General features: G+C 48.5%; 11 protein-coding genes. 6 read left to right on the top strand and 5 right to left on the bottom strand.

The annotated features are described in order from the left end of the window. Positions 1-65: 65 nt before the first annotated feature. The 3 genes from NG833_RS24500 to NG833_RS24490 all read right to left on the bottom strand — a co-directional run bounded on the left by NG833_RS24500 (position 66) and on the right by NG833_RS24490 (position 5,806). Positions 66-1,187, bottom strand: a complete 1,122-nt coding sequence (locus tag NG833_RS24500) for an outer membrane protein assembly factor BamD (RefSeq protein ID WP_254567892.1) — start codon at positions 1,185-1,187, stop codon at positions 66-68. 205 nt (positions 1,188-1,392) lie between these two features. Further along, positions 1,393-4,641: a tetratricopeptide repeat protein gene (locus tag NG833_RS24495; RefSeq protein WP_254567891.1), complete on the bottom strand. Its 3,249-nt coding sequence runs from the start codon at positions 4,639-4,641 to the stop codon at positions 1,393-1,395. Positions 4,642-4,687: 46 nt separating this feature from the next. Further along, positions 4,688-5,806 (bottom strand): tol-pal system YbgF family protein, encoded by a 1,119-nt coding sequence (locus NG833_RS24490; protein ID WP_254567890.1) that lies wholly within the window; start codon positions 5,804-5,806, stop codon positions 4,688-4,690. 440 nt (positions 5,807-6,246) lie between these two features. Between NG833_RS24490 and NG833_RS24485 the strand changes: the two genes are divergently transcribed. The 3 genes from NG833_RS24485 (at position 6,247) to NG833_RS24475 (ending at position 17,775) form a co-directional block, all read left to right on the top strand. Then, positions 6,247-8,454 carry a caspase family protein gene (locus NG833_RS24485; protein ID WP_254567889.1) on the top strand — a complete coding sequence of 736 codons (2,208 nt, stop codon included), beginning with the start codon at positions 6,247-6,249 and terminating at the stop codon, positions 8,452-8,454. Positions 8,455-8,808: 354 nt separating this feature from the next. After that, entirely contained in the window at positions 8,809-16,287 is a 7,479-nt protein-coding gene (locus NG833_RS24480) for a CHAT domain-containing protein (RefSeq protein ID WP_254567888.1), read from the top strand. Positions 16,288-16,854: 567 nt separating this feature from the next. After that, positions 16,855-17,775 (top strand): hypothetical protein, encoded by a 921-nt coding sequence (locus NG833_RS24475; protein WP_254567887.1) that lies wholly within the window; start codon positions 16,855-16,857, stop codon positions 17,773-17,775. Positions 17,776-17,835: 60 nt separating this feature from the next. Here NG833_RS24475 and NG833_RS24470 read toward each other — a convergent pair whose 3' ends face one another. Beyond that, complete coding sequence (locus tag NG833_RS24470) at positions 17,836-18,405, bottom strand: DUF981 family protein (RefSeq protein ID WP_254567886.1); 570 nt, start codon at positions 18,403-18,405, stop codon at positions 17,836-17,838. Between the two features lie 124 nt (positions 18,406-18,529). Continuing rightward, positions 18,530-19,132 (bottom strand): cytochrome b/b6 domain-containing protein, encoded by a 603-nt coding sequence (locus NG833_RS24465; protein ID WP_254567885.1) that lies wholly within the window; start codon positions 19,130-19,132, stop codon positions 18,530-18,532. A 328-nt stretch (positions 19,133-19,460) separates the two neighbouring features. Between NG833_RS24465 and NG833_RS24460 the strand changes: the two genes are divergently transcribed. From NG833_RS24460 to NG833_RS24450, 3 genes are all read left to right on the top strand, one after another. After that, a complete protein-coding gene (locus tag NG833_RS24460; protein WP_254567884.1) occupies positions 19,461-20,036 on the top strand; it encodes a manganese efflux pump MntP family protein in 576 nt (191 codons plus the stop codon). A gap of 67 nt (positions 20,037-20,103) precedes the next feature. Further along, positions 20,104-21,288: a pyridoxal phosphate-dependent aminotransferase gene (locus NG833_RS24455; RefSeq protein WP_254567883.1), complete on the top strand. Its 1,185-nt coding sequence runs from the start codon at positions 20,104-20,106 to the stop codon at positions 21,286-21,288. A gap of 43 nt (positions 21,289-21,331) precedes the next feature. Beyond that, entirely contained in the window at positions 21,332-22,129 is a 798-nt protein-coding gene (locus NG833_RS24450) for a glucosamine-6-phosphate deaminase (RefSeq protein WP_254567882.1), read from the top strand. The last annotated feature ends 83 nt before the right edge of the window (positions 22,130-22,212 follow it).

Here is a 22,212-nt window from a genome sequence, read left to right as displayed (position 1 = left end):
ATTCCTGATTTTTGAGTTGAATGGGGAGAACAATAAACTGAATTGTTTTGGGAATTAGTCGAAAATTAAAACTTTAAAGCAGAAAGCGATCGCTGTTCCCCTGCCAAAGGCGTTAATAACTCCATCTCTGGCTTTTGCTGTGGCTGTGGATTCACCGGATTGGGGACAAGATGAAAACACTCTGAGTAAGTGTTTCCGGATTGTAAGGTCCAATCGCCCCGGAAAGGATTAACTCGATGTTTGTCTGCGGATTTAACGACGATTTTGTAGTCTCCGGGGGGAAGCCTGTAGCGTCCGATCGGGCCGAGTCCTCCACAAAATTCGGGTTCATTTTTGGTAGGTTTTTCACATTCAAAACAGGGTTCTAGTTCTTCGATGCGGGTTTCCGGTCCACTGAAGACTATTTGCATTCGCATGGGGGATTTGTTCTGAATCTGGACCACGGTATAGCTGCTATCGGTGTAGCCAGTAGAAGAGGGTTGAGAGATAATTCCCGCCCCTTGTTGTTGGGCTTCAGCGATTAGAGATTGGGCTAAAAGTTGTCTGATTTCTGGCTGAAGGGGATGTTGAGGATAGGCTTTAAGAAATCGTTCAGAGAAGACAACCGCCTGACTGTATTCCCCCTGGGTTTGATATTGATTGGCGCAGGCTTGGTATAAGAGGGGTAATTTCTGAGGAATCTGTTCAACAAGTTGATGGCGTCGAAAGAATTCTAACTCGTTACAGAGTTTCGGGTCAGTGAGTTGAGTGATTTCCGTCTGAGTAAACAGTTCAGAGGCTTTTTTCTGGATGGTGGGGCTCAGTTCGGTATTGGGATGACGAGCCAAGATACTATGATAAGTAATCAGGCTCGAAACTAGATGACCTTTTTCCTCGTAAGTCAGAGCTTTTTGGTAGGCTTCACATTTATTGAGTCGGGTTTCGGAACGATGCGCGATTTGATTGATATCCACGGGAAGCCAGCGAGAAGTGATCCGCTTAAAATGAGGAATTGCCGCTGCACAGTTTTCGGTTTTGTAGGCTTCATAACCCTGTTGGTAGTCTTTTACATTAAAATGCGATCGCACTGCCATCCAGGTCACCATTCCCCCAAAAACAATAGCCGCTAAATAAAACACCCAAAACACTGAGTCCGGGTTAGGTTCGGGAGAGGGTTGGTACGGGCGATAGACTTTGACTCTAGACATAGTGAACTCCGATTAATGACCCTAAGAGATAGCACAATTCAATCAACAGTCAGGCGGTTTTTAAAACCCATTACCCCAGATTCATGGGGTTAGTTTAGGACTCATCACCCCCGTTGGATTTCGCACAAATCTCGGTAGCAATGACTCCACTTTTCTCCCGAACATGACCCGGTGGGAGGGGACAGACCGGAAAACGTGAGATTCCTCATCGCCATTCCCCCTGCAAAGTAAACGCCGCCCAAAAATAGGGAGACTGCCACTCCTCACTTGCCAACATCTCCAACTGCGCCTCCCGCAACGCTTGCGCCGGAGTCAAGTCTTGTGAGAGCAACTTCCCATAAAACTTCGACATCAACCCTGCGGTTGCCTTGTCATCCACACTCCATAACGACACCACCAACCGAGGCGTCCCGGCATACATAAACCCCCGAGTCAACCCCACCAACCCCTCACCGCGAATCGAGTCTCCCAGTCCCGTTTGACAAGCGGAAAGCACCACCACCTGAGCATTCAACTGGAGATTAAAAATGTCATGCAGACGCAAAAACCCATCCACTCCATTCCCTTGCTCATCCACCAGAGATAACACCACCCCAGACAACTCCGGATTACTGCTACTCACAAACCCATGAGTAGCAAAATGCACCATCTGATACTGAGTTAAATCCGTATTCGCCACCGTAGCGCGAGAGGCATCAAAATCAAACGCCGACATCGCCCCACCCCCAGGGACTAACGCCAAAATCGCCTCCGCTTCCTGACGAGTCCCCGGCAATGCAGGAATCGGACGCCCAATAATCGTCTCTGCAGAACGATTTACCACAATCCGACTCAAATCCGATGCCTTCACCGCAGTTTGTCCCGTCACCCTTCTATCATCCGGTTCAAAAACGGGGTCCGCAATCAACGCCACCGTTTTTGAGGCTAATTGCCGTCCCGCATCTTGTTGGCGCAAAATCGCTAAAGTCGAGGAGGAAGGTAGATTGATAATCTCATGATTCACCAACAACGGCGTCAACTCATCCCCTTGTCCCGGAGTCGGTAATGCAGCAAAGGGGATAAAATTCAACACCCCATCGGGAACCACTAACAACCGCTTCCCACGCAATTTATCGGCAACTGGAGACAGCAACATCTGACTGAGTTGGGTAGCAGAGGCATTAATTTGAGGAATGTTAGGAGACACCGTAATATTGCGACTCTCACCTCGATACTCGGGATTTTGCATTAACCGATAAAATTGTTCTGCGAGTTCCTCAATTTGCGATCGAGGGGGGAGTTCGTACACCTCTAAACTGTCCGAAGTGACTGCCCACAGGAAACTGCGGTCTTTGCCCAGGGAATATTGTAAGAGCAAAGTATCCTTATCAAGAACCTGCTGCTGAATCTGTTCAGAAGTCAGGGGTTGAGGTTGAGTCAGGGCAGCATAACGGGGGCTAGTGCGGCGAATTTCTGCCCTTAATTCATCCAGTTGCCGTAACAAAGTATCAAGTTCTTGTTTTAAAGCATTGGCTTGTTCTGGGGTATGTTCCCCAGAGAATAACTCCATGCGCCGAGATTCCGTGGCATTGATGCGCTGCTGTAGGTTGAATTCCTTCTCCCTCAGTTCAGGGTCAATCCCACTGCGGATATCAGCATTGGCTTCAGCGAGAATTTCTAACAACGTGCGAGCGCGGGCGCGTTCGCTGGCATTAAAGGCTTGTTTGTCATGTCCTTTATCTGGATTTTGCTGGTGCAGTTCCATCAGCAGGTCGATGTAGAATTCGTATTCATCTTGATTTTGGGCAAAGTAAGACTGGCGCAGTTTTTCGCTGTCGATTTTGGTGCGGAGTTCTTCGATAATAGTAATAGCTGCTTCGATGTCCGTTAGGGCTTCCGTGAGGTTGCCTTGACTGCGCTTGGCTAAAGCAAGGTTGGAGAGGATAACAGCTTCGCTTGCTTTATCCCCCACTTGCCGTGACAGGGGCAAAGATTGGTTGTAGTAGTCAAGCGCCGTTTGCTTGTCTCCCAAGTCGGAGTAAACCCCGCCAATATTGTTGAGGGTAGTGGCTTCGCTTGCCTTATCCCCAACTTGCCGTGACAGGGGCAAGGATTGGTTGAAGTAGTCTAGGGCCGTTTGCTTGTCTCCCAAGTCAAAGTAAACCAAACCCAGAGCGTTGAGAGTAGCTGCTTCCCCTGCTTTATTCCTCACTTGCCGGAATAGGAGTAAAGATTGGTTGTAGTAGTCCAGGGCTGTTTGCACCTCTCCTAACTTCGAGTAAACCGAGCTAATACTGGAGAGGGTAACCGCTTCCCCTGCTTTATCCCCCACTTGCCGTCTTAGGGGCAAAGATTGGTTGTAGTAGTCTAGGGCCGTTTGCTTGTCTCCCAAGTCGGAGTAAACCCGGCCAATATTGTTGAGAGTTCTCGCTTCGTTTGCCTTATCCCCCACTTGCCGTGTTAGAGGCAAGGATTGGTTGAAGTAGTCTAGGGCGCTTTGCTTGTCTCCCAACTGGGAGTAAACCAGGCCGATACTGGAGAGGATAATCGCTTCGCCTCTCTTGTCCCCCACTTGCCGCAATAGGAGCAAAGATTGGTTGAAGTAGTCTAAGGCCGTTTGCTTGTCTCCCAACTGGGAGTAAACCCCGCCAATACTGGAGAGGGTTGCTGTTTCTACCCCCCTATTCCCCACTTGCCGTGTTAGAGGTAAGGATTGCTTGTAGTAGTGTAGGGCCGTTTGGTTGTCTCCCAACTGGGAGTAAACCCCGCCAATATTGGTGAGGATACCCGCTTCGGTTGCCTTATCCCCCACTTGCTGAGACAGGGACAAGGATTGGTTGTAGTAGTCTAGGGCGGTTTGCTTGTCTCCCAGGTCGTCGTAAACCCGTCCAATATTGTTGAGGTTAAACGCTTCCCCTGCTAGGTCCCCCACTTGCCGTCTCAGGAACAAGGATTGGTTGTAGTAGTCTAGGGCGGTTTGCTTGTCTCCCAACTGGGAGTAAACCAGACCAATATTGTTGAGGGTCACTGCTTCCCCTGCTAGGTCCCCCACTTGCCAGAATAAGCGCAAAGATTGGTTGTAGTAGTCCAGGCCCGTTTGCTGGTCTCCCAGGGCAGAGTAAATTCGACCCATTTGTAGCACGGTGGCTGCTTCACTTGCTGTATCGCCTGCGTCGCGATACTGTTGGCGTGCCGTATCCCACTTTTGCAAGGCTTGAAGTAACGATTCTACTGTCCCTTGTTGAAATAGTTGCAATCCTTCTTCGTAAAGCCGATCGCCCTCTGCACTCCCCTCTGCACTCCCCTCTACACTACTCCGATTCTGTGCCATAAAACTTTCTCCAATTCCGGTTAATCCTGATAACTTTTCCATCTCCTGGGCTGAACTCGCTGGGGCAACAGTTGCGCCGAGTAGTAGAGTTGCAGCTATAGCTAATCCTGGACGAAATAGAAGTAAAAACCATTGACGCACCATTGTTTTATTCCCTGATTTTTGAATTGTTTGGGCTATTGGTTGATCGTTAAAAGCCGAAATGGGAAGGCTGCGATCGCCTTTCCTGTTCCCTTGTCTTTGATAACTCGGCATCTAGGTCAACCGGCTGCTGTTGTCGAAGTGGATCACGGATAATATAAAAGCATTGTTGGTAGGTTAATGAATCCTCTAGGTTCCAATCCCCTCGGTAGGGAATTACTTGGTATTCATCGATGGATTTGACGAGGATTTTGTAGTCTCCGGGGGGGAAGGTGTAGCGGCCTATGGGTCCGATACCGGGGCAGGTTTCTGGGCCTTTTCCAAAGTAGGTTTCACAGTCAAAACAGGGTTCTATTTCTTCGATGCGGTCTTCCGGTCCACTGAAGACTAATTGCATTCGCGATGGGGAATCATTCTGGATTTGGAGGACGGTATAGCCGCTTTCGGTGGTGCCGCTGGCAGAGGGTTGGAGGATGGTTGCAGCCCCTTGTTCTTGGGCTTCTGCGATGAGGGTTTGGACTAATTTCTCTTTGATGTTGCGGGCGATTTCATGGTCAGGATAGGCTTTGAGAAATTGTTCGTAGAAAATGACGGCTTGGCTATATTTTCCTTCGGCTTGATTGCGATCGCCACAGTCTCGGTAGAATGCCGGTAGTTTTGCTCCAATTCCAGGGATGATTTCATGGCGTCGGAAGGATTCCAATTGTTGACAAAATTCCGGTTCTGTGAGTTGGTTGGGTGCGGTTTCACTGAATAGTTGAGCGGCGTTTTGATGGATGAGGGGCCGCAATTCTGTCGTCGGATGGTTGGAGAGGAGATTGTTATAAGTAATCAGGCTGGAAACCGATTTGCCGTTTTGTTTTTCGGTGATGGCTTGTTGATAGGTTTCGCATTCGGTTTTTCGGGTTTGGGCGCGCTGGGAGAGGTGATGGGCATCTACGGGACTCCAGCGATGAATGACGCCGTTAAAGTTTGCGATCGCTGTTGGACAATCCCCGGTTTTATAGGCTTCATACCCGCGTTTATAATCTTGTTTATTGAAGTGCGATCGCAGGAGCATTCCCCCACAAAATAAGCCGAACACAACTGCCATTAAATACCGCAGCCATAGTCCGGAATTGCCTGGGGGTTCGGGGGAGGATGGAGGATAATAGTAGATTTTGGGCATAGTAGAATTGGGATTAGAAGAACCACTGATTTCACTGATTTTCACGGAAAGGATTTGATGATTTCGGCATGGAGGGGTGGAATTCTGGGGGTTGTTTCGGAAAAGTTTGGGGTGGATTGGACTGGGTTGATTTATTCAATTGAATTAAGGATTTCGACACCATAACATAGGTTTAGAGTTGAGTTCTGTAAAATTTTATATTTTTTTAATGTTTGCAGAGAATTTTTGCGGAATTTAAGTGAGTTTAAGTGGGCTTTGAGTGAGAACAGGGTCTATTCTGGTGGTTTATTTATCGGAAAATTGTTGCTACGCTCAGAAAAGCTCCCGCCAACCTGGGTCAGGGGGGATTTGGAATTTGGCAATCTTTCTTGTAAAATTGGGGGAATCTAGTCTAGGTTTATACTGTTTCAAATTGTTCATAAAATTTTACCAGGTGTATTATGAAACGTCGTTATTTTCTACAGGGTGCAGGGGCGGCTTTAGGGGCTTTAGGGTGGAGTCAATTAGAGATTCAGCGGCAGGGGTTACGGTATGCTCAGGTTTTGGCTCAGGATACGCCGCGTAAGTTGGCTTTGTTGGTGGGAATTAATGACTACTCTCAGGCGCAGGTTAGCCCGTTACGGGGATGTATTACGGATGTTGAATTGCAGCGAGAATTGTTGATTCATCGGTTTGGATTTAATCCCCAGGATATTTTGATGGTGACGGATGATACGGCGATTAAACCGACTCGGGCGGGGTTGATTGAGGCGGTGGAATCTCATTTAATTGCTCAGGCAAAACCGGGGGATGTGGTGGTGTTCCATTTTTCGGGACATGGCGCACAGGTGATTAATCCTTATAATCCGTTGGGGAATCCTCGGGAACGGTTGAATAGTACATTTGTTCCGAGCGATCGCCAGATGTTAGTTCAGGAAGAACAGACAATGGTTTCTGATATTATGGGGGCGACTTTGTTCCTGTGGATGTCGGCAATTAATACGGAAAATATTACGGTACTTTTAGATAGTTGTCACTCCGGGGGTGGCAAGCGGGGAAATTTGACGATTCGGGCAATTCCTGGCGGTGGATATCCCAATTTGGAGGAACGGGAATATCATCAGCAGTGGGTGTCTAAATTGGGAATTTCACAGGAAAAGTTTGTGGAGGACCGGCAAAAGGGAGTAGCGAAAGGGGTGGTGATTGCTTCGGCAGCAGCGACGCAGTTGGCAGCAGATGCGGCGTTTGAGGGGTTCTTTGCTGGGGCGTTTACTTATGTTCTCACGCAGTATTTATGGCAGCAAACGGCCAGTAACACAGTGCAGACGGTGTTGGGGAATGTCTCACGGAGTACGATGCGGATTTCTTCGACTCGGCAAGTTCCGGAGATGGAGGTTAAATTGGGAAGCGGGAATGAATCGAAACCGACTTATTTTCTGCCGGTACAGTCAACTCCGGCAGAGGCGGTGATTACGGCAGTGAATGGCAGTCGCCTGGAACTGTGGTTAGGGGGGATTGACCCGCAGTCGTTGGCGGCGTTTAATAACAATGCGGTGTTTACGGTGGCGACGGAGGCAGATGCAGGGGGTTTGGTGCAAATTGAGTCACGGCAGGGGTTGGTGGCGCAGGGGAAGGCAGTCACACCTTCGGCAGGATTGCAACCCGGTGCGCTGTTGCAGGAACAGGCGCGGGCAATTCCCGAAAATCTCACGTTGCGGATTGGGGTGGATGAGTCGTTGGGGGGAGAGTTGGAGGCAGCAAAACAGGCAGTTGCGGCGGTGGAACGGATGGAAGCGTTGCCGTTGGGAGAAACCGAGGTGCATTATATTTTGGGACGGATGACGGAGGCGCTACATCAGGAGGTTCGGGAATCCGGGGTGGCGGAGGTTCCGGCAGTGGGGAGTTTGGGGTTATATGGTGCGGGTTTGGATTTGATTCCGGGTTCGTTTGGGGTGGTGGGAGAGTCGGTGGTTGCGGGGTGCGATCGCCTCAAAAGTAAGTTTCGGGCATTGTTGGCGGCGCGACTGGTAAAGCTGACTTTGAATGCGGAATCCTCTCGGTTGAATGTATCAATGGGGTTGAAAGTGTTGCAGGGGTCTCAGGCGCAGTTTGCGGCGAGTGCATTTACGACGCGAGGGGGGATGGGGAGAACGACTGAAGTCGTTACTACGAACGGGGGAGGAGAGGTTCCGAGGGTTTCGGTTGGGGTGGAGGTGCAGTGTGAGGTTACGAATGGGGAGAGTCGGGATTTATATGTGACTTTGTTGGTGATTACGACGACGGGGGAATTGGTGGTGGTTTTTCCGAATAGTTGGACGGCAGGGGTTGATGCAGCGTTGGTGAAGGCAGGGGAAACGCGGTTGATTCCGGATGGGAATCGGGACCCGTTTAAGTTGACGATTTCACCGCCTTTGGGGACGGCGGAAATTTTGGCGATCGCCAGTTTATCTCCCTTGCGGACTTCCCTGCAACAGTTACAACAAATTGCAGCAGCGCGAGGGACAAGGGAGGGGGTTCTAGGGTTGGAAGAGGAATCTGTTTTGGCGGTGGAAAATTTATGGGCTGATTTGAACCAAACCCGCAATATTACGGCTTCGTTTGACCCCCGTTCTCGGGTGGCTCAAACGGAACAAATGGCGGCTTTATCGATTACATTTCAGGTGGTTTAATATTGAGAAATTAAGGAAATTATTGGTCAATTTGGAAATAGACCAATCTGGAGAATGCATCAGGAATCAGCAGGACTCTGATTCGGGGGTGCCGTTGAGTTTGATGGGTGGGATTATTTTTTTATCTTTCTTGACAAAAAAACTTGCCGTGATATAATGAGAGATTATTAAATAGTGAATTTTTTCGGAAGACGCAACCCGTGCCAAGATTGGGGCTGAATGGGTTAAATTAGGGTGCGATCGCCTGCTTGATTGCTCCAATGGATTTTGTCCGAGATGCCTTGAAACTGGAAAGGGTCCCCGGTTGCAGTCGCCATTTTTTCTGGGTTCGGGTAATGACTATAGGGCTATAATATGAACAAATTCAGCATGATGCCGATCGCACTGGTGCTCTCATCGGTGTTGACTGCACCCGCCAGTTTTGCACAACCCATCGCCCCTGGTGCGGATGGGACAAATACTCAGGTGAACCCCGAGGGGAATCAGTTTAATATTACGGGCGGAACCCTGTCGGGCGATCAGACTAATTTATTCCATAGTTTTGAGCAATTTGGCCTAGATGCCGGTCAAGTTGCCAATTTTTTATCCTCTCCAGAAATTCAAAATATCCTCGGACGAGTCACAGGGGGAGATGCTTCGGTTATTAATGGACTCATTCAAATCACCGGGGGAAATTCTAATTTATTTTTAATGAATCCAGCAGGGATTTTATTCGGCCCCAATGCCTCCTTAAATGTCCCCGCTTCATTTACCGCCACCACCGCTACAGGAATTGGGTTCGGAAATGATTGGTTTCAGGCAGTTGGACAAAATAATTGGGGCAATTTAGTCGGAACACCCAGTCAATTTGCCTTTAATAGTTTCCAACCGGGAGTGATTGCGAATTTAGGGAATTTAACCCTATTACCGGGGCAGAATTTAACTCTATTGGGAGGAGTTGTACTCAATGCCGGAACCCTTTCTTCTCCCGGGGGAAATATTACCGTTGCAGCAGTTCCGGGCGAGAGTCGGGTGCGGATTTCGCAACAACATCATTTACTGAGTTTGGAAGTGACTCCCTCTCCTGGAAATTCTCTCACCTCCCAACTCACCCCCCTGAGTTTGCCGGAATTGCTAACCGGGAGTGGGGTGAGTCATGCCAATCAGGTGCAGGTGAATCCCGATGGGACAGTCGCCCTCACGGGGTCTCACTCTCAGGTTCCGGTGGAATCTGGGGATGCGGTTGCCTCCGGTAATATTAATGTAACGGGAGAATCGGGGGGGACAGTCCAGGTATTAGGCGATCGCGTTGCCGTTGTTGGGGCCAATATAGACGCTTCTGGGATGGATGGCGGGGGTACGGTTTTGGTCGGGGGTGAGTATCAGGGTCAAGGTCCAGTTCCCAATGCCTCAGATACTTTTGTGAGTCGGGATTCGATTATTTCTGCTGATGCCCTCTCCCAGGGAGATGGGGGCCGCGTGATTATTTGGGCCGATGATACCACGACATTCCGGGGGACAATCCATGCACGTGGAGGAATCGAGGCAACGGATGAACCCCAAAATGGCGGATTTGTAGAAGTATCGGGCAAGCAAAACCTAATTTTTCGGGGGTCGGTGGATCTCAGTGCGCCCAATGGCAGTTTAGGAACTTTGCTGCTTGACCCAGAAGATATCATCATTGTGAGTGCCACTGAGGCAGCGGATGATCCCCAGTTACTTGAGGGAAATCCCAATCCAGGAGACCCGGAAGGGGCGGTTTTTGCGGAGGATGGCGACCCAACAGCAACCTATACAATTTCGGAAGACTTTTTAGAAAACCTCCAGGGAGATGGCAATATTATCCTAGAGGCAACCAATGATATTATCATTGAGGCGTTGGATGATGCAGAACTCGGGTTTGAACCGGGAACGGGTGAGATTAGATTTGTGGCAGATGCCGATGGTAGTGGAACTGGCTCATTTTTGATGCAGACTCCCCAAAATTTTATCTGGACAGGAGGGAGACCGATTTCCATTTCCGGCGCAAGTATAGTGGTGGGGGAGATCGATACGGGAATCGGTTTCGGCCAGAATGACGGGGGTGCAATTACTTTAAATGCCACAAACGGCAGTATTGAGGCGGGGACACTCTACTCCGGGACGAATCTGGAGGCCGACGGACCCTCGGGTAATGGGGGGGCGGTTACGGTAACTGCGACAGGGGATATAACCGTAAACACAATCGACTCCAGTTCATTTTCTATAGACTCTGGGACCGGGAACGGAGGGCCAATTACGGTCATCAGTGACCTGGGAAATATATTAGTTCAAACCCTGGATTCTTCCACAACAGTACCGGCAGGTGTTCCCGGGAATAATGCGGGTAATGGTGGGGATATTCTGGTAGAGGCATTGAACGGGACTGTGGATACGTTCACCATTCTATCTAATGCTCAATCCTTGGATGGAACTGCGGGTACAGGCGGGAATGTGGTGGTAAATGCTGGGACGAGTTTAAGTATCGGCAACATTTTAGATTCTAGTAGTTCTGAACCCAACAATGGGGGGAATGTTGAGTTAACGGGAAATCAGATAGAGTTACCCCCAGAAGGGTCGCAACAGAGTAACAACGGGGGAATTTTACTGCTGCAACCGAGTACCCCGGATACCAATATTGCGATTACTGTCGGGGAAGATGTCCCCGATAGTTTAACTTTGACTCAGATTGAACTAGATGCCCTGAATTCGGGTTTTGATTCGATTACGATTGGACGGGCGGATGGAAGCGGGACCGTCACTCTGGATAGTTTTAACAACCCGATTGATGCGCCTTTGACGGTGCGATCGCCCAATGGCACTATTAATGTCAATAGTCCGCTTCAGGCAGATGGTACCGCTTCAATCACCCTACAAGGTGCAACCACTCTCAATTCTAATCTCACCACGGTGAACCAACCGATCGCCATTCAGGGAGATGTCACCTTGGGACTCAATCCCGTTACCCTCACATCAGGGGATGGGGCAATTACCCTTACAGGACTGGTGAATGGGAATCAATCCCTCACCTTAGATGCAGGAATTGGGAATATTAGTATCACCGGAGAAATGGGCGGGGTCATCCCCATTGCGGATTTGACCGTGAATAGTACCGGGATTACTACCTTTGGCGGGGCAATCAATGCGGCGAGTCTGACGACGGATGCCGGGGGAACGACCCAACTCAATGGCGATGTTACCACGACTGGGGAAGTCGGACAAGTCTATGGAAACAATGTCACGAGTTCCGTCAACCTCACCTTAACTGGGGATGAACTCAGTTTCGGTGGAACCGTCACCGGAACTGGATTACTCACCTTGCAACCCGTTAACGTCAATACTCCAGTTGCCCTAGGCAATGCTACCGAAAGCGGCGTGGGGACATTAGATCTGACTGCTGCCGATTTAGCTGCATTTCAGGGATTCACTGCCCTGACTGTGGGGAGAGTGGATGGCAACGGGGCGATTTCGGGTACTAATTTATCCTTAACCGTTCCCACCACCCTTCAATCAGGAAATGGCAGCATTACCTTAGCGGGGGCAAATGGCGCACAACCTCTGACGGTGACTTCCACTACGGGAACCGTTGCTTTATCTGGGGAAGTGGGAGATATTACACCGTTATCGTCCTTATCGGTGAATACGGGAGGGATTGCTACCCTGGGAAATGCGATTACCACCAATGGTTCGGATGGAGTGGCGATCGCCGGAACTGGAGGGATTAACTTAACTGGACCCGTCACCCTTAATAGTAGTACCGGCGATGGGACAATCGCCTTAACTGGGGCAGTCAATGGCAATTTTCCCCTAACTGTGACTTCCGGAAATGGGACTGTTACTCTACCGGCGATCGGTGAGATTACCCCCGTCTCCTCCCTCACGGTGAATAGTACCAACACCGCCCAACTCACCGGGAATATTACCACCCAGGGAATCAATGGTGTAAGTGTGAATGCACCGATTACCCTGGCATCTCCCGTCACCCTTGATACAACGATTAGCAATGGTCCGATTAACTTCACCGGGACAGTGGATGGTACTTTTCCCCTGACTTTGACAGCAGGAACCGGAAATGTACAATTAACTGAAACCCTCGGAGGTATTTCTCCCTTAACTCAACTGACGATCGCCGGGGGAATCCTGGAAACCGCTGATTTAAACATTGGTAGCGGTGGAATCAATCTCACCGGCACTAACATTGCCCTGAATACTATCAACACCACGGACGGAGGAACCCTAGCAATTAACAATAGCGGAACCCTCAACCTCGCTGGATTAGTAAATCTTGCCGGGTTATTTTCCCAAACCGGAACCGGACCCGTAATTTTGGGAAATAATCTCACCACTACAAACCAAAATATCAGTTTTAATAGCCCCGTTAGCTTAACGGGCAACCCAGAAATCTCCGCTGGAACCGGCAGTCTCTCCTTTAATAATACCCTCAATGCCGGGACCGGCAATTTAAGTTTAACCGCCAATGAAATGGAGTTTGGGGGTGCAATTAGTGGGACAGGATTCGCATTGTTATCCCCCGGTTCTAGCGATCGCAATATTCAAATTGGCGGAACCCTTAGCAATAATGCCCTCAACCTTTCCCTCGCCGAACTCAATCTCTTTCAACCGGGATTTACCCAAATTACCATCGGGCGGATTGATAGTACCGGGTTAATTGCGATCGCCCCTCTCACCCTTTCTAACCAGTCCTTTTTCTTCCAAAGCGGCAACGGAATTATCTCCTTGTTAGGACTGTTACGCGGCAGTCTGGGCACTGATTTTACCTTCTTTGCCAACGAGATTGAACTCCGGAATGGAATTGAAACCGACGGGACCGATATTGTTCTTGATGGCAATGTGACACTCGCTGCCGATGTCACCCTAAATACAGGTCCCGGTGATGGTACAATCACCTTTGAACGCACCGTGAACGGACCTCACCAACTCACCCTCCAGGCAGGGACTGGGGATGTGGAATGGTTAGGGGGAGTCGGAGGAACTGAACCCTTGGCGGGGACAACTGCCAGGGGGAATACAATCCAGTTATCCTCGGAACTTCGTACCCTTGGGGATATTATCCTGAATAATGACTTACGCCTGATTGATAATACAGCGATCGCCTCCGAAACTGGGGATATCCAGTTTAATGGATTCATAGATAGTCTCACCTCCCCCATTAATTTGACCCTAAGTGCAGGAGGCGCTATCACCCTGAATCAAGCAGTTGGTTCTCAAATTCCCCTGGCACAATTCCAAGTCAGCAATGCCACATCGGTTACGGCAACTGCCCCGATTAATGCCAATACCGTGGGGATTTCCGCCGATCGGATTCAACTGACTGGGGACATTACCACAACGGGAGGGAATGTCACAGTTACCGCTAATAATCAGCTAACTGTGGGAAATATTACCACATCTGGCGGTGCAATTCGGGTGATTAATAATACTGAGGATACCAATGCCGGGAACCTGAATAGTTCTAATCCCAATGGCACCGGAGGGTCACTCGCCATTGAAGCGCCCAATGGCGCCACCTTCGCCGGAGACTTGATTTCCACCGGAGAAACCGGGGGGAATATCCGCGTCATTGCCCGCGATCGCATCTCTGTGGGTAACATTGACTCCTCCGGCAGTATCGGCAGTGGCGGGAATGTCTTTATTGACCCAGAAAATGATACAGAAGTGGGATATATCAACGCCCAAGGCGGGAATTCCGGGAGTGGGGGTGATATCTTTATCCAAACTGGACAGTTTTTCCGGGCGATGAATACCTTTAGCGATCGCAACGGAGAAACCGCCAGTATCTCCTCGGCAGGGGGACAAGGCGGCGGTTCGATTTCCCTCACTCATGGGGGAGGGGACCTGGAAATTCCCTTGGTAATTGGGGATAATAGTAGCAACGGAACTGCTGGGGTGATTACCACCGGCAGCGAGACTCTCACCTTGGGAGAATCCTTCCTCGGTCCCGTCACCCGGGGAAATATTGCCGTGATCACCGGGGAAGTGATACCGCCAGAAGAAGAACCCATCGAAGAACCCATCGAAGAACCCATCGAAGAACCCATCGAAGAACCCATCGAAGAACCCATCGAAGAACCCATCGAAGAACCCGAAGAACCCATTTCAACCCCGAGGATTACACCGGGACCCACCGATATACAACCCTTGCCATCGCCAACCCCAGCAACAACGGAAACAGCATTGGAAACCCCAGCAGTAGGGGAACCCACCGCAGAAGTTTCCCCAGCAGAGGTATCCCCAGAGGAACCCTCTCTCCCGGTTGCCGTTGAATCGCCGGTTGTGGAAGAAACAAACGCGGTGATTGACCCCACCATTGAACCTCCGGCGATCGCCCCGGCAAACATTGAGACAACTCCGATCGCCTCTGAGGAGATTGTACCCCCTACCCCAGAAGTAGAACCGACCCTGACAACCCCGGAACCTGTCCCGCCGCTGTTAGCAGAAACCCCCCTGCAACCGACCCCAGAACCCCCCGTGTTACTGATTCAACAAGGAATTACTGAAACCGTGCGATCGGCGATCGAACAGAATTCTAGCGGCGGAAATCAAGGACCTCCTTTGGTTAACTTGCGGCAATCCGTTGTCCAAAACATTGATACCGGCATGGCGGTAATTGAACAAGTCTTTACTGACAGTTTTAGTCAGCATAATGGGATTTCACCGGGACCAATGGTTTCCTTAACCCAAGCGCAAACCTTGATGGGGAATATTGAAGCCGAAACCGGCGTCAAACCTGCCTTAATTTATGTGCGATTTGTCCCCATCAACTTAGAGGGCGATCGGGACCAGGACCAACTGGAAATCCTGATTGTCACCCGAGAGGTACAACCCATTCCCAAACGAATTCCTAACACCAGTCGCGCCGAAGTTATCAAAGCTGCCAATGCTTTTCGGGGAGAAATTACCGCCACCGGAATTCGCCGCAACCGCTATTTGCAAAACGCCAAACAGCTTTATAACTGGATAATTTCCCCCATTGAAGAAGAGTTAAAAGACCAAAATATTCAAAATTTAGCCTTTATCATGGATAGCGGATTGCGAACGCTTCCCCTAGCGGCCCTTCATGATGGCAATCAATTCCTCGTGGAAAAATATAGCGTGGGACTGATGCCTTCTTTGAGTTTAACCGATACCCGATATGCGGATATTAAAACTCGGGAAGTCTTAGCAATGGGGGCCTCTGAATTTACTGAATTAGACCCATTACCAGCAGTTCCCATAGAAGTAGAAACAATTACCACAAAAGTCCGAAAAGGGCAAGGGTTTATCAATGAATTGTTCACGTTAGAAAACCTGAAACAAGAACGAAGGGAACATCAATATTCCATCGTTCACTTAGCCACTCATGGAGAATTTCAACCGGGACAACTCAGCAATTCTTATATTCAACTCTGGGACCGGAAGCTAAAAATGGATGAAATTCGACAACTGGGGTTTAACGACCCCCCGTTAGAATTACTCGTCCTCTCTGCCTGTCGAACTGCGGTGGGGGATGAACAAGCGGAATTAGGGTTTGCCGGGTTAGCAGTCCAAGCAGGCGCTAAAACTGCCCTAGCGAGTTTATGGTATGTTTCTGATGAAGGAACCTTTGGATTAATGAGTGAATTTTATCACCAGTTAAGTCAGGCCCCCATCAAAGCAGAAGCCCTCCGGCAAACCCAAATTGCCATGATTCAAGGCAATGTTCGGGTAGAGAATGGTATCCTCTATACTGCTAATCAAGAAATCCCCTTACCCGAGGCGATCGGGCATCTCTCTCAATCGGATTTAACCCATCCCTATTATTGGTCCGCCTTCACCCTAATCGGCAGTCCGTGGTAAGTCAGCTTATCGGAAGTTCAACGTAACGACTTCAGTCGTTTCTTCATGTTCAACGTCCCGACTTCAGTCGTTTCTTCCTGTTCAACGTCCCGACTTCAGTCGTTTCTTCATGTTCAACGTCCCGACTTCAGTCGTTTCTTCATGTTCAACGTCCCGACTTCAGTCGTTTCTTCCTGTTCAACGTCCCGACTTCAGTCGTTTCTTTTGCAATCTCTCTGGGAGTTCAAACTCCCGCTGATTTCTGAAATTGGGTTATCGGACCTCGGAAACGACTGAAGTCGTTACTACAAACTGGGGAGAAGGATTGAAATTGGGTTATGGGACACGGAAACGACTGAAGTCGGGACGTTGAACCGGGGAGAGGGTATTTCATTTCAATTTCATAATTTTATGGCAGACTAAACAATGATGAACTTTTCAACGGAATTTTTATGACTGAGAAAATTTTATCATAAAAAAAATAAATGTATCAAATCCCCTAATCAGGGCTAAAATACAACCTAATTTTCCGGATCTTAGTTTACACTATACCCCAGATTCTCTTACACACAAACAGGATAAAGAGTCATGAATCGGTTGGTTATTGCCGCTGCGATCGCCTCTAGTTTATTGGTCATTCCCGGTTGTTACACCCCCACCTCCGAGGCATCGTTAAATGAATCCTCCGAGGTAGAAGGGATGGAATCTAATCACGCTGAAGCGATGATGGGAGATGGACATCATCAGCATCATCAGCAGCATCACCCGGATTCTCATTCAGAACATTCTGGGGAGGGTCACGGGGAACCGCAGAATGCCACACTCGCCAAACTCTCGGTTCCCTCGGCGATCGCTGCCAATCAACCCGTTGCTTTAGGGATTGAGATTCAAGATAGTAGTGGAAATCCAGTCTCTGAATTTGATATTGTCCATGAAAAACCGATGCACTTGATTGTGGTGAGTGATGATTTGCAGTTCTTCTCTCATCTCCATCCGACTCAGAATGAAGCGGGACAATTTCAAGTGGAAAATATTTTTCCCAGTGGGGGAAATTATACCCTATTTGCCGATTACAAACCGACGGGCGATACACAACGAGTTTCCACGTTAAAAACGACGGTAGCGGGGAACCCATCCCTGCCAGGAGAGATGACGTTAACGCGATCGCAAACTCTGGGGAATACCGAGGTGGGATTGATGCTACCCTCAGAGGAAATTTCCGCCGGTGAACCCCTTACCATTGCTTTCCATTTAGAAGATACTCAGACTCAAACCCCGGTTACAGATTTGCAGCCTTATTTAGGAGAATTGGGTCATTTAGTGATTGTTAAACAATCGGATTCCCCTACAGAAGCAGACTATATTCATGCTCATCCGATGCCCAATCAGAATCCGGGACATATTGAATTTATGACCCAGTTTCCAGAACCCGGAAATTATAAAATGTGGGGAGAATTTAACCGCAATGGCGAAATGATTGCCGCCGAGTTTTGGGTGACGGTTCAGTAAATTAGCTTGAGTTTACCCCCTAAAATCAGGGACAAGGCAGTGCCTTGTCCCTGATTTTTTTTATCTCATCGTCGGGGGAACCCAATCGCTATAGTCTGCTAGATGTCCCCAATAGGAAAGATAGCCGGTAATCGCCCATATCAGTCCAGCTATAGCCATAGCAACTGCCCCCACAGTTCGCAGCGTAGGGCTATTTCTCAGATAGAGAGATGGAGTGGCTAAAACCCCGCCTAATCCCGAAATAATAAAGCCAATTCCGGACATTAAAGGCCGCCTAGTCATGTCTAAATTAATGATTCGTACCCCGACCACAATCGAGGCTAAACCGGCAAAAAAGGCGTAAATCGTGACGGTAATCAAATCCCAATCCGCAGCGAGGGCGACGGCTGCGCCCATAAAAACAATTCCAAACAAGACGGACATTTCCCCAAAGGCTACATTAAAACTGCCTCGAATCGGCCAAGTCCAAATCATGTGTAACCCGGTAACCAATGCCACTGCACCTGTCATTCCAAAACCCGGAATCCAGCGTTTTTGTCGGATATTATCTAATCCATCATAAATATAGTAAGCCAGCAAAAAATGACCGGCTACTAAGTTAATTAGCATTAAGCTAATGTAATTAATCATGGCTGACCCTCTCTGATTTGTATTTAGAGTGGCAAGGTTTGATTGTACCCTAATATGGGGAATCGGGGTCAGGGAGGGTTCAGAAGCCGCAGAACAACTGATTTTTCAGGATAACTGACTCTTGCTACCAATGGGGATGGCGCAACCATGCCTGGATTTTTTGGGGCCACAACTTGGGACTTTCGGGCGATCGATACCCGGTTTGAATCATGGATTGCCACAGGCGGATTCCTCCCACTTTTGCACTCAACAGCATATGGAATACGAGGGCTAATCCTATCAAGATCCATGCGGTCAAATGCAGGAAATACGCTGGGTGATTCATCTGTCCCTGGGGTAGCCAGTTTTCATCCAGAAATTTTCCAGAAACTACCGCTAATCCCGCTGCTAATAAGATGACGGTATTGGCAATCCTATGTAAGGCATACCACCAACTTGGTTTACCGACATTGCGGAGTTTTGAAAGAGAATTTTTGGCCGCCAAACGGTGTCGTCCAACTCGCAGACTGTAAATGGCAAAGCCAATCAAAACAAAGAATAATAAAAAGCCAAATGTGCCATGAATATCAATCAGGTTTCGGTTCGCTGCGGATAGACCTAGGCCACCCCAGCGCCCATCCCAGCTATCATAAACTAAAAAGCCCGTAATGAAAGCCCCCAAAACTAAAATGGCATTCACACCATGCAATAATCGCAGCAGAAAAGGTTGATAAGGAATGGATCGCATAGACTACTTTAATTTTTGTCAAGGGATTCCCCAATTTTACAACGGGAGGTCTGATTCAGAGAAAAAAATAGGGTCACCCCGGCGCTTAAAGTCTAGGACGCACCTTGGAGTTACCTCGCCTATATCCGGGAGACTCGGGAAGATTCAAATATGATTAAATAATGAAAAATGTTCCTAAATTCTTGGAAAAATCTGGGTAAACAAGTGAAAAAATTGGTTTTCAATTACAGAAATTTTTCATTTTTGTTTCATTATATTGATGCTTGCCAAACTGACTTGAAAATGATAGGCTGAAATCACTACCGGAAGAGAGAGGTTAGCCAAGACAGTGACCTATATTACAACTTTATTGATATCTTTAGGCTTGGCAATGGATGCTTTTGCCGTGGCGATCGGCAGTGGAATTGCTTTGAAAAAAGTCAAGCTGCATGATGCCCTTTTAGTGGCGACATTTTTCGGGGGATTCCAGTTATTTATGCCCTTACTGGGTTGGATGGCTGGATTAGGCATTCGAGAATCCATTTCCAGTGTGGATCATTGGATTGCATTTGTACTGCTGGGATTTATCGGCGGTAAAATGATTCATGAATCTATCTATGAAGAGGAGGGAGTGGAGGAAGCAAAGCCATCAAATCCCCGCAATATATATATTTTATTAGGATTAGCCGTTGCCACGAGTATTGATGCGTTAGCGGTGGGATTGAGTGTTTCTCTGTTGCAAACTTCCATTGTCGAGTTAGCGGTGGTGATTGGGATTGTCACCTTTGCTTTATCCTTTGCTGGAGTATATCTCGGGAATCGCGTGGGTAACTTTTTTGAAAAGCAAGTAACGATTCTAGGCGGCGTGATTTTAATTGGAATTGGCGTGAAAATCTTACTAGAACATTTACTCGTTGCGGGTTAGCCGATCGCCTCCCCTCCTATCCCCCATTTCTTGTATGCTAGAAACAATGATATGGAGGATGAAGCTAATGGACCCGATACTTTCTCGCATGGAGGGAGTGCAATCCCCGATTATTCCACAGATTGGGGAACTGATTCGCGCTTATCCCGGTACGCTTTCTTTGGGACAAGGGGTGGTGTATTATCCCCCACCGCCTGCCGCCTTTGAACGCATAACCGAATGTTTGGCGGATCCCAATAATCATAAGTATCAAGCAGTGGAAGGCATTCCGGCATTACAAGAGGCGATCGCCACTAAACTGCAATCGGAAAACCGCATTCCCATCAACGATGAGTGCAAAATTGTCGTCACTGCCGGGGGAAATATGGCGTTTATGAATGCCATTCTGGCGATTACTTCCCCCGGGGATGAAATTATTATCCAAACGCCTTATTATTTCAATCATGAAATGGCGATCGCCATCGCTGGATGTCAGGCGGTTTGTGTGGCAACCGATGAAAACTATCAACTCCGTGTTGATGCGATCGCCTCCGCCATTACGGACAAAACCCGGGCAATTGTCACCATTTCTCCGAACAATCCCACAGGTGTAGTTTATTCCGAAACTGCCTTACGCCAAATCAATCAACTCTGTGGCGATCGCGGCCTTTATCATATCACTGATGAAGCCTACGAATATTTTACCTACGATGGCGCAACCCATTTTTCACCGGGTTCTATCCCCGATAGCCATTCCCACACTATTTCTTTATTTAGTCTCTCCAAAGCTTATGGATTTGCTGGATGGCGAATTGGCTATATGGTCATTCCTAAACCACTCCTAACAGCCGTTAAAAAGATTCAAGATACTATCTTGATTTGTCCCACAGTGATGTCTCAATATGTGGCATTAGGCGCATTAGAAGTGGGCAGAGACTATTGCTTAAAACATCTTCCTATCATCGCAGAAATGCGCGACTTATGCCTGAAACGCTTTTCAGATTTGCCCGAATATTGTACGGTCCCAGAAGCTAAAGGGGGTTTTTACTTTTTCGTCAAACTGGAAAGCAAACTCTCCCCAATGGATGCCGCTAAACTGCTGATTGAAAAATTTAGAATTGCCACGATCCCCGGTACGACCTTTGGGATTGAAAGCGGGTGTTTTCTGCGGGTTTCTTATGCCGGATTGGACCGCGAAACTGCACTCAGAGGGATTAATCGCTTGTTTCGCGGATTAGGGACCATGTACAAAACTCCGAATTCCCGTATGTAAAAATAGGAGAGTCTCATTCAGAATTCTCCTACCCGTGAAAATTATGGCTGATCCATCGAATACTTCAAACTTAACCCCTCCCCTGAAAGTTTTTTCGGTGGATGCCTTAGCAGTTCGTCTGTTTGCTACTGCCGCAGAGATGGCATGGGATGCTGCGGTTGCCGCCAGTGACTTCTTAGAGAAGGCGATCGCCCAACGGGGGGAGGCGAGGGTACTCCTGGCAACAGGGAATTCCCAAATTGAATTTCTGGAGGCAGCGATCGCCTTAAATCGGGTGGATTGGTCCCGGGTTGTCTTCTTTCATTTAGATGAATATCTGGGAATTACAGCGAATCATCCGGCTAGTTTTCGGACCTACTTACGCGATCGCGTGGAAAATCAGGTCCATCCTGCCGCCTTTCATTACATCAACGGAGATGCGATCGAACCCCTGAAAGAATGCGATCGCTATAGCCAATTATTGTTAGAAAAACCCATTGATTTATGCTGCTTAGGCGTGGGAGAAAATGGTCACTTAGCCTTTAATGAACCGGGGATTGCGGATTTTAACGACCCCTATCCCATTAAACTGGTGAAATTAGCCCGCGCCACCCATCAACAACTGGTGAATCAAGGACAATTTCCCGCCCTAGAATCGGTGCCCAAATATGCCTTTACCCTGACCATTCCCCAACTTTGTGCCGCAAAAAAAATCATCTGCCTTGCCCCTTCCCGGCGCAAAACCCAGATTGTCCAGCAGATGTTATCCCATCCGATTACACCGGAAATTCCTGCTACCATTTTGCGACGGCAATCTCACGCTACCTTATTTTTAGACCGAGATTCTGCTGGGGAATTTTAACCCAATATCATTGGTCATTGGTCATTGGTCATTGGTCATTGGTCATTGGTCATTGGTCATTGGTCATTGGTCATTGGTCATTG

The organism is Oscillatoria sp. HE19RPO, from assembly GCF_024220515.1.
GTDB lineage: Bacteria > Cyanobacteriota > Cyanobacteriia > Cyanobacteriales > Laspinemataceae > Laspinema.
Note: the sequence above shows the minus strand (reverse complement) of the source record. Positions and strands in the feature narration are given on the sequence as shown.

Excerpts from the sequence above, each read along its gene's own strand:
- NG833_RS24470 (WP_254567886.1), bottom strand. The coding sequence starts at position 18,405 with ATGATTAATTACATTAGCTTAATGCTAATTAACTTAGTAGCCGGTCAT.
- NG833_RS24490 (WP_254567890.1), bottom strand. The coding sequence starts at position 5,806 with ATGCCCAAAATCTACTATTATCCTCCATCCTCCCCCGAACCCCCAGGC.
- NG833_RS24455 (WP_254567883.1), top strand. The coding sequence starts at position 20,104 with ATGGACCCGATACTTTCTCGCATGGAGGGAGTGCAATCCCCGATTATT.
- NG833_RS24500 (WP_254567892.1), bottom strand. The coding sequence starts at position 1,187 with ATGTCTAGAGTCAAAGTCTATCGCCCGTACCAACCCTCTCCCGAACCT.
- NG833_RS24480 (WP_254567888.1), top strand. The coding sequence starts at position 8,809 with ATGAACAAATTCAGCATGATGCCGATCGCACTGGTGCTCTCATCGGTG.
- NG833_RS24495 (WP_254567891.1), bottom strand. The coding sequence starts at position 4,641 with ATGGTGCGTCAATGGTTTTTACTTCTATTTCGTCCAGGATTAGCTATA.
- NG833_RS24465 (WP_254567885.1), bottom strand. The coding sequence starts at position 19,132 with ATGCGATCCATTCCTTATCAACCTTTTCTGCTGCGATTATTGCATGGT.
- NG833_RS24450 (WP_254567882.1), top strand. The coding sequence starts at position 21,332 with ATGGCTGATCCATCGAATACTTCAAACTTAACCCCTCCCCTGAAAGTT.
- NG833_RS24485 (WP_254567889.1), top strand. The coding sequence starts at position 6,247 with ATGAAACGTCGTTATTTTCTACAGGGTGCAGGGGCGGCTTTAGGGGCT.
- NG833_RS24475 (WP_254567887.1), top strand. The coding sequence starts at position 16,855 with ATGAATCGGTTGGTTATTGCCGCTGCGATCGCCTCTAGTTTATTGGTC.